This window comes from Sphingomonas sp. GW821-FHT09E03 (assembly GCF_059416225.1).
The window spans coordinates 432,241-444,517 of the sequence record NZ_JBWKOS010000001.1 but is presented as its reverse complement, the minus strand read 5'-3'; the positions used below and the strand labels follow the sequence as shown (position 1 = coordinate 444,517).

19 protein-coding genes are annotated in these 12,277 nt (G+C 65.1%); 1 reads left to right on the top strand and 18 read right to left on the bottom strand.

Annotated elements, in window-relative coordinates; genetic code table 11:
- Positions 1–177: 177 nt before the first annotated feature.
- The 4 genes from AC07M8_RS02390 to AC07M8_RS02375 all read right to left on the bottom strand — a co-directional run bounded on the left by AC07M8_RS02390 (position 178) and on the right by AC07M8_RS02375 (position 2,599).
- The gene (locus AC07M8_RS02390) at positions 178–1,245 is read right to left on the bottom strand and encodes a DNA-directed RNA polymerase subunit alpha (protein WP_267395918.1); all 1,068 of its coding nucleotides are present in this window, start codon (positions 1,243–1,245) and stop codon (positions 178–180) included.
- An 83-nt stretch (positions 1,246–1,328) separates the two neighbouring features.
- Complete coding sequence (gene rpsK, locus AC07M8_RS02385; RefSeq protein ID WP_146570143.1) at positions 1,329–1,718, bottom strand: 30S ribosomal protein S11; 390 nt, start codon at positions 1,716–1,718, stop codon at positions 1,329–1,331.
- Between the two features lie 92 nt (positions 1,719–1,810).
- Positions 1,811–2,179: a 30S ribosomal protein S13 gene (gene rpsM, locus AC07M8_RS02380; protein WP_267395917.1), complete on the bottom strand. Its 369-nt coding sequence runs from the start codon at positions 2,177–2,179 to the stop codon at positions 1,811–1,813.
- A gap of 171 nt (positions 2,180–2,350) precedes the next feature.
- Positions 2,351–2,599, bottom strand: coding sequence for a hypothetical protein (locus AC07M8_RS02375; RefSeq protein ID WP_495172822.1), 249 nt, complete (start codon positions 2,597–2,599; stop codon positions 2,351–2,353).
- Positions 2,600–2,674: 75 nt separating this feature from the next.
- Here AC07M8_RS02375 and AC07M8_RS02370 point away from each other — a divergent pair, with 75 nt between their 5' ends.
- Positions 2,675–2,836: a hypothetical protein gene (locus AC07M8_RS02370; protein ID WP_495172821.1), complete on the top strand. Its 162-nt coding sequence runs from the start codon at positions 2,675–2,677 to the stop codon at positions 2,834–2,836.
- Between the two features lie 217 nt (positions 2,837–3,053).
- Here AC07M8_RS02370 and AC07M8_RS02365 read toward each other — a convergent pair whose 3' ends face one another.
- The 14 genes from AC07M8_RS02365 to rplN form a co-directional block, all read right to left on the bottom strand.
- Positions 3,054–4,391 (bottom strand): sensor histidine kinase, encoded by a 1,338-nt coding sequence (locus AC07M8_RS02365; RefSeq protein ID WP_495172820.1) that lies wholly within the window; start codon positions 4,389–4,391, stop codon positions 3,054–3,056.
- Positions 4,392–4,451: 60 nt separating this feature from the next.
- Positions 4,452–5,147 carry a response regulator transcription factor gene (locus AC07M8_RS02360; RefSeq protein WP_267395913.1) on the bottom strand — a complete coding sequence of 232 codons (696 nt, stop codon included), beginning with the start codon at positions 5,145–5,147 and terminating at the stop codon, positions 4,452–4,454.
- A gap of 300 nt (positions 5,148–5,447) precedes the next feature.
- Positions 5,448–6,101 carry an adenylate kinase gene (locus AC07M8_RS02355; RefSeq protein WP_495172819.1) on the bottom strand — a complete coding sequence of 218 codons (654 nt, stop codon included), beginning with the start codon at positions 6,099–6,101 and terminating at the stop codon, positions 5,448–5,450.
- A 36-nt stretch (positions 6,102–6,137) separates the two neighbouring features.
- Entirely contained in the window at positions 6,138–7,484 is a 1,347-nt protein-coding gene (gene secY / locus AC07M8_RS02350) for a preprotein translocase subunit SecY (RefSeq protein WP_495172818.1), read from the bottom strand.
- 130 nt (positions 7,485–7,614) lie between these two features.
- Complete coding sequence (gene rplO / locus AC07M8_RS02345; RefSeq protein WP_495172817.1) at positions 7,615–8,157, bottom strand: 50S ribosomal protein L15; 543 nt, start codon at positions 8,155–8,157, stop codon at positions 7,615–7,617.
- A gap of 97 nt (positions 8,158–8,254) precedes the next feature.
- A complete protein-coding gene (gene rpmD, locus AC07M8_RS02340) occupies positions 8,255–8,431 on the bottom strand; it encodes a 50S ribosomal protein L30 (protein WP_017979476.1) in 177 nt (58 codons plus the stop codon).
- Positions 8,432–8,437: 6 nt separating this feature from the next.
- Positions 8,438–9,214, bottom strand: a complete 777-nt coding sequence (gene rpsE / locus AC07M8_RS02335; protein WP_267395909.1) for a 30S ribosomal protein S5 — start codon at positions 9,212–9,214, stop codon at positions 8,438–8,440.
- A gap of 2 nt (positions 9,215–9,216) precedes the next feature.
- Entirely contained in the window at positions 9,217–9,573 is a 357-nt protein-coding gene (gene rplR, locus AC07M8_RS02330) for a 50S ribosomal protein L18 (protein WP_267395908.1), read from the bottom strand.
- Positions 9,573–10,106, bottom strand: coding sequence for a 50S ribosomal protein L6 (gene rplF, locus AC07M8_RS02325; protein ID WP_267395907.1), 534 nt, complete (start codon positions 10,104–10,106; stop codon positions 9,573–9,575). Before rplF ends, rplR begins: the two co-directional genes overlap by 1 nt.
- Entirely contained in the window at positions 10,106–10,501 is a 396-nt protein-coding gene (rpsH, locus tag AC07M8_RS02320; protein ID WP_037534152.1) for a 30S ribosomal protein S8, read from the bottom strand. Before rpsH ends, rplF begins: the two co-directional genes overlap by 1 nt.
- A 10-nt stretch (positions 10,502–10,511) precedes the next feature.
- A complete protein-coding gene (gene rpsN, locus AC07M8_RS02315; RefSeq protein ID WP_267395906.1) occupies positions 10,512–10,817 on the bottom strand; it encodes a 30S ribosomal protein S14 in 306 nt (101 codons plus the stop codon).
- A 69-nt stretch (positions 10,818–10,886) separates the two neighbouring features.
- Entirely contained in the window at positions 10,887–11,468 is a 582-nt protein-coding gene (gene rplE, locus AC07M8_RS02310; RefSeq protein WP_495172816.1) for a 50S ribosomal protein L5, read from the bottom strand.
- The gene (rplX, locus tag AC07M8_RS02305; RefSeq protein WP_495172815.1) at positions 11,461–11,778 is read right to left on the bottom strand and encodes a 50S ribosomal protein L24; all 318 of its coding nucleotides are present in this window, start codon (positions 11,776–11,778) and stop codon (positions 11,461–11,463) included. The genes rplE and rplX overlap by 8 nt, the downstream gene beginning before the upstream one ends.
- Complete coding sequence (gene rplN, locus AC07M8_RS02300) at positions 11,778–12,146, bottom strand: 50S ribosomal protein L14 (RefSeq protein WP_174291909.1); 369 nt, start codon at positions 12,144–12,146, stop codon at positions 11,778–11,780. Before rplN ends, rplX begins: the two co-directional genes overlap by 1 nt.
- Between the last annotated feature and the right edge of the window lie 131 nt (positions 12,147–12,277).

Sequence of the window (12,277 nt, the reverse complement as noted above, 5' to 3'; positions counted from 1 at the left end):
TTGACGGAACCTCAGACCAGGCGGTGCGACACGGGCCACCGCCCACAACCCTCGTAACTTCGCTAACGTCACGCATATCGCACGCGGGCGTCAGTCTTAGGTCAGCATGTCTGGCCCATCCCGTCATCACCCCGAGACCCCAGCTTTCGCTGGGGTGACGGGTTGGACGGAAACAGCTCAGCCCATGATCTCCTGCTCGAGCTTCTTGGCCATTTCCTCAATGTTCTCAGGCGGCCAGCCGGGGATTTCCATACCCAGTCGCAGCCCCATCGAGGACAGCACTTCCTTGATCTCGTTGAGCGACTTGCGGCCGAAGTTCGGCGTCCGCAGCATCTCGGCCTCGGTCTTGCCGACCAGATCGCCGATGTAGATGATGTTGTCGTTCTTGAGGCAGTTGGCCGAACGCACCGACAGCTCGAGCTCGTCGACCTTCTTGAGCAGGTAACGGTTGATCTGCTGGGTATCGCCAGCAGCCTCGCCGCCTGCCGCCGGCGCCGCTGCCTGGCCAATCGGGGCCGAGCTGCGGGTGACCGACGAATCGTCGAAGTGAACGAACAGCGCCAGCTGGTCCTGGAGGATGCGGCCGGCATAGCCGACGGCGTCTTCCGGGGTGACGGTGCCGTCGGTCTCGATCGTCAGCGTCAGCTTGTCGTAATCAAGGTCCTGGCCGACGCGGGTCGGATCGACCTTGTACGACACCTGGCGCACCGGCGAATAGAGCGCGTCGACCGGGATCAGGCCGATCGGCGCATCGGCCGGGCGGTTGGCGGTCGCAGGCACATAGCCCTTACCGATGTCGGCGGTCAGCTCCATGTTGAGCGTCGCGCCTTCGTCGAGATGGCAGATGATCAGCTCGGGGTTCATCACCTCGATGTCACCCGACACGGCGATGTCGCCGGCCTTCACCTCGGCAGGGCCGGTCGCGGAGAGCTGGAGGCGCTTGGGCCCCTCACCCTGCATGCGGATGGCGATCTGCTTGACGTTGAGGACGATGTCGGTGACGTCCTCGCGGACGCCGGTCAGGCTCGAGAACTCGTGAAGCACGTTCTCGATCTTGATCGAGGTCACGGCCGCGCCCTGGAGCGAGGAGAGCAAAACGCGACGCAGCGCGTTGCCGAGCGTCAGGCCGAAGCCACGCTCCAGCGGCTCGGCGACGAACGTCGCCTTGCGCTTGCCATCGCCGCCCTTTTTCTCAAGGCCGTTGGGCTTCTTCAGTTCCTGCCAGTTCTTTGCATTGACAGACACAGGTGTCCCCTAATTTGGGCCGGAACGGGGGCAGTTCCAGCCGGAAGGAAAGCGCGCCGACTCGTCAGCCGGCGCGTGAGAAATCAGACGCGACGACGCTTGGACGGACGAACGCCGTTGTGCGGGATCGAGGTCACGTCACGGATCGACGTGATCTGGAAACCAACCGCCTGCAGCGCGCGCAGCGCCGACTCGCGGCCCGAACCGGGGCCCTTGACCTCGACTTCGAGGGTGCGGACGCCGTGCTCGGCGGCCTTCTTGCCGGCGTCTTCCGCTGCAACCTGGGCCGCATATGGGGTGGACTTACGGCTGCCCTTGAAGCCCATCATGCCGGCGGACGACCACGAAATGGCATTGCCCTGCGCGTCGGTGATGGTGATCATGGTGTTGTTGAAGCTGGCGTTCACATGAGCGACGCCGGCAGTGATGTTCTTGCGTTCGCGCCGCTTAATGCGCTGCGGTTCACGTGCCATGGATAATGTCCTGACCTATAGTAGCTGGAACGCCGAGGGAACGACGACGAACGTCGAGAGCCTCCGGCGGAGTAATTCGTCCCCCGGACGAATTACTTCTTCTTGCCGGCGATCGGCTTGGCCTTGCCCTTGCGGGTGCGCGCATTGGTGTGCGTGCGCTGGCCGCGGACCGGCAGGCCACGACGATGGCGCAGGCCACGGTAGCAGGCGAGGTCCATCAGACGCTTGATGTTCATCGCGGTCTGGCGACGCAGATCGCCTTCCACGGTGTGATCGGCGTCAATCGCTTCGCGGATCTGCAGCACTTCCTGATCGGTCAGGTCCTGGACACGACGCTCCGGAGCGATCTCCAGCTTGGTCGTGATTTCCTTGGCCTTGGTCGGGCCAATGCCGTGGATGTAGGTCAGCGCGATCACCACGCGCTTGTTGGTCGGGATGTTGACACCCGCGATACGTGCCATGAAATGTTTCTCCTAGCTCCACGGGGAACGGCATGGCCGCACATCCCCCATCTCGTCGCATCACTCCCAACCCGCCGGAACGTTAACGCAGTAGCGCGGCGAGCGCAGGAGAGCGCCGCCGGGAACCGGTGGATCGGAGTAACGCTCAGTTAAGCGCGCGCAAACGCGGTGTCAAGCGATGGGTTCCCCCACCCTGGCGGGCTTGCCGGAGGGCATCTTCCACCAGCGGCGCAGCGCGACGACGAACCAGATCAGCTCGACCGCACCGAACGGCCAGGCCCCCTGCAGGAAGCCGTAAGCCGACCCGAGCAGGCAGCCAAAGGCGAACAGCAGCGTCCAGATCCGCGCCCGCTCCTCGAGCACATAGCAGATCAGCATGAAGGTAACGGCGAACAGGCCGAACAGGGTAAGCGCGTCCATCGGATTTGGTCCGGTAAAGAGGGTGTTACGGCGCGATTAACCGAATCTTAGCCGGGCGACGGCAGGTAATGGCCCATGCAGGAGATCGGACACCTCGCCGCGAAGGACCAGGCTTATAGCCGGATCGGCAAGAAAGTGCAGATGCCGATCATGGGCAGCACGCCCTGGACGCCGCCATCGCTTCTCGAACTGGTGGCGCGGATTGATGCAGCGCTGGACGCGCGACGGGCCGCCTGAGCGTCAGCTGCCGACGGCAGGGATCCTGCTCGCCGAAACGCCAGGTCAACCGCGGCCTCGCGCTCGGCCCAAGCTTGTCGACGGGGATGAGTCTCACTGTGCTTCGACAGGCTCAGCACGAACGGATTTGCGTAATTCCTCGCCTCGGCCTTGTCTAACGACATGAGCTTCACCGTGCGTCGACAGACTCAGCACGAACGGCTTAGTTCACCTTCATTCACGCGGGCAGCACGATGCGCGCGATCAGACCGGGATGGTTGTCGTTGAGCTCGAAACGTCCGCCGTGCAACCGGGCGACCGCCTCGATCAGCGCCATGCCGAGCCCGGCGCCGGGGGTGCTACGGGCCGCATCGAGGCGGCCGAAGCGCTTGATCGCCTGGGCACGATCCTCCTCGGCGATGCCCTGCCCGCGGTCCTCGACCTGAATGACGATCCCACCGTCTTCATGCGCAAGTCGCAGCGTGACGCTGCCGCCACTGGCGCCGTGCTTGAGGGCATTGTCGATGAGATTGGTGATCGCCTGGCTGAGCAGCTCGCGGTGCAGCGGCATCGCCGGGGGCCGATCGTCGATCGCGACAATGAAGGCGAGGCCGGCATCCTCGGCAACGGGCTCGTAGAGCTCGGCAATTTCCTCCACCAGGCGGGCCGGGCTGACCGCGCTGAAGCGATCGCGCGAGATCGCCTCGGAGCGGCTGATCTCGATCACCATCGTGAGCATGCGCATCACCAGATCGGTCTCCACCAGCAAACCGCCAAGCGCCGTCTCGCGCGCGGCAGGATCGGCGATCAGCACCGCCTGCTCGGTCTTGGTGCGCAACCGCGCGAGCGGCGAGCGCAGATCATGGGCGAGGCTGTCGGTGACCACGCGCAGCTCGACCATCAGCCGCTCGAGTTTTTCGAGCATGGCGTTGAGCCGCGCCGCGAGCCGGTCGAACGCGTCGCCCGCCGCCACCCCGAGCGGCACCCGGCGCGACAGATCGCCCTCCCCTGCCGCCTCCACCACCGCGGCGATGCGATCGAGCCGCAGCGCCACGTAGCGCGCGAGCACCAGTCCGGCACCGATACCGAGGATCAGCGAGAACATAACAGCGAGCGCCAGCGCGCGTTCGATCGCCTGCTGCTCGGCGCTGACCAGATCGAGGCTGCGCCCGGCCAGTAGCCAGTACCGACCGATCGGATGTAGCGCATAACCGACGTCACTGGTTGCCGAGCTGTTGTCGAGGTCGTCGACCCGAAAGGTGGTAGGAACCAGCCGCACGCCAAGGCGCGTCGGGCCGTAGCCGAGAATCCGGCGGCCGCTGCCGTCGACCACCGCAAGCAGCAGCGAGGTGTCGCCCGGCGCACGCGCCCCGCCGATCGCGTCCGCCACCGCGCGCAGGCCGCCGTTGCGGAACACCGCGCGCATCGCATCGGAGGTTTCGATCGTCTCGCGCCGGACGGTACCGAGCGCGGCGACATGGGTCTGCTGCCAGACAAAGCCGACGAGGACGAGGTTGGAGAGCAGCGCCAGCGCGATCGAGAGCAGCGCGATGCGGGCGGTGACGGACAAGCGCATGCGCCGCTGTAGCGCAGCTGCCGCCCTTCCCGCCAACCCGACGTCGTGACCGGTCACGGTCTAGAGCGCGTCGGCAGCCAGGCGGTAACCGGCGCCGCGCACCGTGTGGAGAATGGGCGAGGCGAAGCCGTCCTCGAGCTTGCGCCGGAGCCGGCCGATGTGGACGTCGACGACGTTTGAGCCCGGATCGAAGTGATAGTTCCAGATCTTCTCCAGCATCATCGTGCGGGTGACGACCTGGCCGGCGTGGCGGGCGAGGAATTCGAGCAGGTTGAACTCGCGCGCGCCGAGCGGGATGGTGCGGCCGGCCCGCGTCACCTGGCGCGCGAGCAGATCGATCTCGAGATCGCCGACCGCGAGCCTGGTCTTCTGCGGCTCGCTGGCGGCGCGATCCGAGCGGCGGACCAGCGCGTCGATCCGCGCGGAGAGTTCGGCAAAGGAGAAGGGTTTGCACAGATAATCGTCGGCGCCGGCGCGCAGGCCATCGACGCGATCGTCGACCGCGGCGAGCGCGGAGAGGATCAGCACCGGCGTGTCGATCCCCGCGGCGCGGATCGCGCTCACCATCGACAGGCCGTCGAGCCCCGGGAGCATGCGATCGGCGATGATCAGATCGAAGATGCCTTCGCTCGCCAGGAACAGGCCGTCGCGCCCGTCCTTCGCGGCCTCAACGGCATAGCCCGCCTCGCCCAGTCCCTTGGCCAGATAGGCGGAGGTGGAGGCATCATCCTCGACGATCAGGATCTTCCGGCTCACGCATCCCTCCTAACGGAAAGGCCGGCGAAAAGCACGCTTTCCGCCGGCCCCCAACGATACCCCCGGGAGTGTCGGGTACCGATCTCGTTGAACTGCTGACCGATGTGATCGGCCGTGTCACCGAGATAGGGGGACGCGGGGAACGAGACGGTGACCCAAAGATGACAGATTCGTCATGTTGGGCGCTAGCGCGGTGCAGGCTGCCGCCTCGCACAGACACTTCCGTCATCCCGATCTTGTTTCAGGATGACGGATGGGGACCCAAGTGGATCGTCACTACCGATCCACCTGACGATCCGCTCAGCCGCGCCCGTCCAGAATCGCCGCGATCGCCTCGGCGACATGCTCCATCGAGCGCATGCCGTCGACCCGGCTGACCAAGCCACGCACCTCGTAGATCGGCAGGATGGGTGCGGTCTTGGCGCGATATTCGGTCATGCGGGTGCGTACCGTCTCGGCATTGTCATCGGGCCGGCGCTTGAACTCGGTCGAGCCGCAGACGTCGCAGACGCCCGGCACCTTGGGCAGCTTGAAGCGATCGTGATAGCCCTCGCCGCAGTTCGCGCAGGTGAAGCGACCCTCGATGCGCTCGATCAGCGCAGCCTCGTCAACCTCGAGCTCGATGACGTGATCGAGCTGGTTGCCGCGGTCCGACAGCAAGGTGTCGAGCGCGTCGGCCTGTGCGGCGGTGCGGGGATAGCCGTCGAAGATCACGCCCTTGCCGGTGTCACCGGCATCGAGCCGCTCGCCGATCAGCGCCGAGACGATCGCGTCGGACACGAGCTCGCCCGCTTCCATCACCGCCTTCGCCTGGAGGCCGACCGGCGACCCCGACGCGACGGCGGCACGCAGCATGTCGCCGGTCGAGAGCTGAACGAGCCCGCGCTCGGCCGTCAGTCGCTGGGCCTGAGTGCCCTTGCCCGCACCCGGCGGCCCTAGAAGGATGATGTTCACAGCTACTCCCGAATTCCCTGCCGTCCCGATCCCCGCTTAGCGCAGGCGACCGCCCTTCAGCTTCGCCTTCTTGATCAGATCGCCATATTGGTGGGCCAACAGGTGCGACTGGATCTGCGTCACCGTGTCCATCGTCACGTTGACCACGATCAGCAGGCTGGTGCCGCCCAGATAGAAGGGGATCGACAGGGCCGAGACCAGATACTCGGGCAGCAGGCAGATGATCGTCAGATACGCCGCGCCGATCACGGTGATGCGGGTGAGGACGTAGTCGAAATAGGTCTCGGTGTTCTTGCCGGGGCGGATGCCGGGGATGAACCCGCCATAGCGCTTCAGATTGTCGGCGGTCTCTTCCGGGTTGAACACCACGGCGGTGTAGAAGAACGAGAAGAAGATGATGCCGGCGGCGTAGAGCGCCATGTACACCGGCGAGCCGTGCTGAAGATACTGGTTGAGGGTGATGATGAAATCACCCCAACGCGATTCGCCCGCGACGCGCTGGCCGGCGAACTGCGAGATGGTCAGCGGCATCAGCAGCAGCGACGAGGCGAAGATCGGCGGGATCACGCCCGCGGTGTTGATCTTGAGCGGCAGGTGGCTGCGATCGGCCTGCATCCCGCGCTGGGTCTGGCGCTTGGGATATTGGATCAGGATGCGGCGCTGGGCGCGCTCCATGAAGCAGATGAACAAGATCAGCGCGACCACCGCAATGATGATGCCGATCAGCCGGACCGCATCGATCGAGCCGGTGCGGCCGCCTTCCATCAGGTTGACCAGCGTGGTCGGCAGGTTGGCGACGATGCCGGCCATGATGATCAGCGACACGCCGTTGCCGATCCCGCGCGCGGTGATCTGCTCGCCGATCCACATCAGGAACATGGTGCCGCCAATCAGCGAGATCACCGCGCCGACGATGAAGATCATCCCCGGCTCGACCACCACGCCCTGGCTCTGGAAGCCGATGGCGATGAAATAGCCCTGGATCGCGGTCAGCGCGACGGTGCCGTAGCGGGTGTATTGGTTGAGCTTCTTGCGGCCCGACTCACCTTCCTTCTTGATCGACGCAAGCTGCGGCGACAGCGAGGTGGCGAGCTGCACGACGATCGAGGCGGTGATGTAGGGCATCACGCCCAAGGCGATCAGGCTGGCGCGCTTGAGCGAGCCGCCCGAAAAGGCGTTGAAGAAATCGAGCACGCCGCCGTTGGTGCGCTGCGCGAGATCGGTCAGCGCGGTGGGATCGATGCCGGGCAGCGGCACGTAGCTGAGCAGGCGGAAGACGATCAGCGCACCGATCGTGAACCACAGCCGCTTCTTGAGGTCGGTCGCCTGCGCGAATTTCGACAGGCTGATGCTTTGCGCCATCTGGTCGGCTGCGGATGCCATGCGTGTGCGTGTCCTGGAAACAAAAACGGCGGGATGCGTTTTTACCCGCCCCGCCGCTCATATAGTCATGCTCGAAGGCTTGTCTAACCTCAACGAGCTATTGTTCCCCGGCCAGGCCGGGGAACCGACGTTACGCCTTGAACGAGGCCTTCTTTTCCTGGCGTGCCTTGTACTGCACGCCCTTCTTGGCGGCGGCCTTCTCGGCGGCCGGCACGACGACCGGAATGTCGAGCGACCCGCCGGTCTTCTCGACCATCGCCTTGGCGCCAGCCGAGGCACCCGCGACGTGGAACGAGAGCTTGGTGGTCAGCTCGCCCTTGGCGAGGAGACGGACGCCGTCCTTGCCGCCACGCACCAGGCCAGCGGCCTTGAGCGCGGCCTGGTCGATCGTGCCCTCGGCCGAGAGCTTGCCCGAATCGAGCGCCTTCTGGATCGCGCCGGTGTTCACCTCGGCATAATCCTTGGCGAAGATGTTGTTGAAGCCGCGCTTCGGCAGCCGCATGTGGAGCGGCATCTGGCCACCCTCGAAGCCGGCGATGGACACGCCCTCGCGGCTCTTCTGGCCCTTCTGGCCGCGTCCGCCGGTCTTGCCCTTGCCGGAACCGATACCGCGGCCGACGCGGATCTTGGACTTGCGGGCACCCTGGTTGTCGCGGAGTTCGTTGAGCTTCATGATATGCACTCGCTTTCGCTTTTGTCGCGCTGATGGAAAAAGGAAGGGGGCCGCTTAGCCCCCTTCCCCATATTTGTCACTAGGTGGAGGTAGGGGCTCAGCCCTGGACCTCGACCATGTGCTGCACCTTGCGGATCATCCCGCGGACCTCGGGGCTGTCCTCCAGCTCCGAGACCTTGTGCATCTTGTTGAGGCCGAGCCCGATCAGCGTTGCGCGCTGATCCTTGGTGCGGCGGATCGGCGAACCGGTCTGCTTGATCTTGATCGTTGCCATGTCCGGTTACTCCGCGATCGCTTCGGCCTGCGCCTCGGCAACGTCCTTGTCGGCGCCACCGCGGCCGAGCAGGTCGGCGATCTTCTTGCCGCGACGCTGCGCGACGGCCTTGGGCGAGGTCTGCTCGCCAAGGGCCTCGAACGTGGCGCGGATCATGTTGTACGGGTTGGACGTGCCGACCGACTTGGTCACCACATCGGCAACGCCGAGCGATTCAAAGATGGCGCGCATCGGGCCACCCGCGATGATGCCGGTGCCCTGCGGCGCCGCGCGAAGCGTCACGCGGCCGGCACCGAAGTGGCCGTTACCATCATGATGCAGCGTGCGACCCTCGCGGAGCGGGATGCGGATCATCGCCTTCTTGGCAGCTGCCGTCGCCTTGGAGATGGCTTCCGGCACTTCGCGTGCCTTGCCATGACCAAAGCCGACCCGGCCCTTGCCGTCGCCCACGACGACCAGCGCCGCGAAGCCGAAGCGCTTGCCGCCCTTCACCGTCTTCGAGACGCGGTTGATGTGAACCAGCTTCTCGATCAGCTCCTCGCCGCCATCGTCGCTGCCGGGACGGCCGCCACGATTGTCACGACCGCGGTTGCCGTCGCGGCCACCGCCACGGTTGCCACCGGGACCGCCGCCCGGGCCGCCACGGCCACGACCACCGCGGGGACCGCGGTTGCCGCCACCAGGACCGCCGCCGAAGCCGCCCTGCTGCTGACCCTGTGCCGGAGCGTCCGCCTGCGGCGCGCCCTCGGCCTGGGCCGGCTGAATGTTGTTCTCGTCAGCCATTCTTAGAACTCCAATCCGGCTTCACGGGCGGCCTCGGCCAGCGCCTTGACACGGCCGTGGAACAGGAAGCCACCGCGGTCGAACACGACCTGGGTGACGCCGGCTGCCTTGGCAGCCTCGGCGACGCGCTTGCCGACATCGGTCGCTGCCGAGATGTTGGCGCCCGACTGGCCACGCACGTCCTTCTCCAGGGTGGAGGCCGACGCGACAGTGGTACCCGCCACGTCGTCGATCACCTGGGCGTAAATGTGCTTGCCCGAGCGGTGCACCGACAACCGCGGACGGGTGCCGGCACGAGCCTTCAGCGCGGTACGATTGCGGCGGCGCCGCTTTGCGAAAAGAGAGAGACCCTTGGTCATTACTTCTTCTTCCCTTCCTTACGGAAGATGAACTCGCCGTCGTACTTGATGCCCTTGCCCTTGTACGGCTCGGGCTTGCGCCACTGGCGAATCTCGGCAGCGAGCTGACCGACCTTCTGCTTGTCCGCGCCGCTGATCTCGACGGTGGTGTTGTCGGGCGTCTTCACCTCGAGGCCTTCCGGCACGTCGATGTTGACGTCGTGGCTGTAGCCGAGCTGCAGCTTCAGGGTCTTGCCCTGGGCCGCGGCGCGATAGCCGACGCCGGTGATGAGCAGCTTCTTGGAGAAGCCGTCGGTGACGCCGGTCACCAGGTTGGCGACCATCGTGCGCTGCATGCCCCAGAACGCGCGAGCGCGCTTGGTGTCATTGGCCGGCTGCACCGAAATGCCGCCGTCCTCGAGCGTGTAGCTGATCTCTTCGCGCAGCGGCATCGTCAGGGTGCCCTTGGGGCCCTTCACGCTGATCTGCTTGTCCTGGATCGTCGGGGTCACGCCGGCCGGAACCGGGATGACCTTCTTGCCAATGCGGCTCATCAGAACACCTCTGCGAGAACTTCGCCGCCAACATTCTGCTCACGCGCTTCCGCGTCGGACAGAACGCCACGTGGCGTCGAGACGATGGTGATGCCGAGGCCGTTGCGGACGCGGGGAAGTTCCTGCGAACCGGAATAGACGCGGCGGCCGGGCTTCGAGACGCGGGCGACGTGCTTGATCGCCGGCTGGCCCTCAAAATACTTCAGCTCGATGCGGACGCCGGCGGCCGGGCCCATCTGTTCGTCGCTGTAGCCACGGATATAGCCTTCGCGCTGCAGAACGTCGAGCACGCGGATGCGCAGCTTCGACGCCGGCGAGAGGACGGAGTCCTTCTTCGCGCGCTGGCCATTGCGGATGCGGGTGAGCAAATCACCCAGGGGATCGGTCACTGCCATGATCTAATCCTTACCAGCTCGACTTGGTGACGCCGGGGATCAGGCCCTTGTTGGCCAGATCACGCAGCATGACGCGAGCAAGACGGAACTTGCGGTAGTAAGCGCGCGGGCGGCCCGTCAGCTCGCACCGGTTACGGATGCGGGTGGGGTTCGCGTTGCGCGGCAGCTCTGCCATCTTGAGGCGCGCGATCAGACGCTCGCCTTCGTCCAGGCTCTCGTCGTTAGCCTGGGCCTTGAGCTTCGCAAACTTGCCGGCATATTGCTTCACCAGCTTCTTGCGCTTCTCGTTCTTGTTGATCGAACTCAGTTTCGCCATGGACTTAAGCTCTCTTCCTTATGTCCCGTCGCCCCGGCTTGCACCGGGGCGACGATGAGGGGCACGCTGTTAGGCGGCCTGCTTCTGCTCTTCAGCCTCGGGCTGAGGGAACGGGAAACCGAACAGACGGAGCAGCTCGCGCGCCTCGTCGTCGGTCTTTGCGGTGGTGGTCACGATCACATCCATGCCGCGCACCTTGTCGATGCGGTCATAGTTGATTTCCGGGAACACGATCTGCTCCTTGATGCCGCAGGCATAGTTGCCGCGACCATCAAATGACTTCGGGTTCAGACCACGGAAATCGCGCACGCGCGGAAGCGCGATGGTGATGAAGCGGTCGAGGAACTCGTACATGCGCTCGCGGCGAAGGGTGACCTTCACGCCGATCGGCATGCCCTCACGCAGCTTGAACTGCGCGATCGACTTCTTGGCCTTGGTGATCACCGGCTTCTGGCCTGCGATCAGCTCCATCTCGGACGCGGCCTGGTCGACGCGCTTCTTGTCCTGGGTGGCTTCGCCGACGCCCATGTTCAGCACGATCTTGTCGAGCCGGGGAATCTCGTTGACGTTCTTGTAGCCGAACTTCTCGGTCATCGCCTTGATGATCGAGTCCTCGTACATCGTCTTCATGCGGGGCTTGTAATCAGCCATCGATCTTGTCCCCCGTCTTCACGGCCACGCGGACCTTCTTGCCGTCCTGCGTCTCGAAACGAACGCGGGTAGGCTTGCCGTCGGCGGTCACGTGAGCGACCTTCGAGATGTGCAGCGGGGCTTCGATCTTCTCAAGACCGCCCTGCGGGTTCGCCTGGGTCGGCTTCTTGTGGCGAGTGGCGATGTTGACGCCCTCGACCACAACCTTGCCGTCCTTGGGCATGGCGAGCGAAACCGTGCCGGTCTTGCCCTTGTCCTTGCCCGACAGGACGACGACGCGGTCGCCCTTCTTGATCCGTGCGGCAGCCATTACAGCACCTCAGGCGCGAGAGAGATGATCTTCATGTGCTTCTTGCCACGCAGCTCGCGCACCACCGGGCCGAAGATACGGGTGCCGATCGGCTCCTCGTTCTTGTTGACCAGGACGGCAGCGTTGCTGTCGAAGCGAATGGTCGAGCCATCGGCACGGTGAATGTCCTTGGCGGTGCGGACGATGACGGCGCGGTGAACGTCGCCCTTCTTCACGCGGCCGCGCGGCTGCGCTTCCTTGATGGAGACGACAATGATGTCGCCAACACCTGCAACACGACGCTTGGAACCGCCAAGCACCTTGATGCACTGCACCCGCTTCGCGCCGCTGTTGTCAGCGACGTCGAGATTGGACTGCATCTGGATCATGGATCCTGCTTCCTTCTCTACATGGGGTGGATACCGACCCAACCCCGCCTAAAAATAACGACCCCCGGCGCAGGCGAACCTGCACCAGGGGGAGCGGCCCCATAGCCACTCCACGGAAAGGACGCAAGGCC

Coding starts and splice junctions, on each gene's coding strand:
- rpmD (WP_017979476.1), bottom strand. CDS start 8,431: ATGGCAACGATCAAGATCAAGCAGACCGGTTCGCCGATCCGCCGCACC.
- secY (WP_495172818.1), bottom strand. CDS start 7,484: ATGGCATCCGCAGCCGACCAGATGGCGCAAAGCATCAGCCTGTCGAAA.
- AC07M8_RS02370 (WP_495172821.1), top strand. CDS start 2,675: ATGCAGGAGATCGGACACCTCGCCGCGAAGGACCAGGCTTATAGCCGG.
- rplN (WP_174291909.1), bottom strand. CDS start 12,146: ATGATCCAGATGCAGTCCAATCTCGACGTCGCTGACAACAGCGGCGCG.
- rpsN (WP_267395906.1), bottom strand. CDS start 10,817: ATGGCGAAACTGAGTTCGATCAACAAGAACGAGAAGCGCAAGAAGCTG.
- AC07M8_RS02365 (WP_495172820.1), bottom strand. CDS start 4,391: ATGCGCTTGTCCGTCACCGCCCGCATCGCGCTGCTCTCGATCGCGCTG.
- rplO (WP_495172817.1), bottom strand. CDS start 8,157: ATGAAGCTCAACGAACTCCGCGACAACCAGGGTGCCCGCAAGTCCAAG.
- rpsH (WP_037534152.1), bottom strand. CDS start 10,501: ATGGCAGTGACCGATCCCCTGGGTGATTTGCTCACCCGCATCCGCAAT.
- rplR (WP_267395908.1), bottom strand. CDS start 9,573: ATGACCAAGGGTCTCTCTCTTTTCGCAAAGCGGCGCCGCCGCAATCGT.
- rplF (WP_267395907.1), bottom strand. CDS start 10,106: ATGAGCCGCATTGGCAAGAAGGTCATCCCGGTTCCGGCCGGCGTGACC.
- AC07M8_RS02375 (WP_495172822.1), bottom strand. CDS start 2,599: ATGGACGCGCTTACCCTGTTCGGCCTGTTCGCCGTTACCTTCATGCTG.
- rplE (WP_495172816.1), bottom strand. CDS start 11,468: ATGGCTGATTACAAGCCCCGCATGAAGACGATGTACGAGGACTCGATC.
- rpsM (WP_267395917.1), bottom strand. CDS start 2,179: ATGGCACGTATCGCGGGTGTCAACATCCCGACCAACAAGCGCGTGGTG.
- rplX (WP_495172815.1), bottom strand. CDS start 11,778: ATGGCTGCCGCACGGATCAAGAAGGGCGACCGCGTCGTCGTCCTGTCG.
- rpsK (WP_146570143.1), bottom strand. CDS start 1,718: ATGGCACGTGAACCGCAGCGCATTAAGCGGCGCGAACGCAAGAACATC.
- rpsE (WP_267395909.1), bottom strand. CDS start 9,214: ATGGCTGACGAGAACAACATTCAGCCGGCCCAGGCCGAGGGCGCGCCG.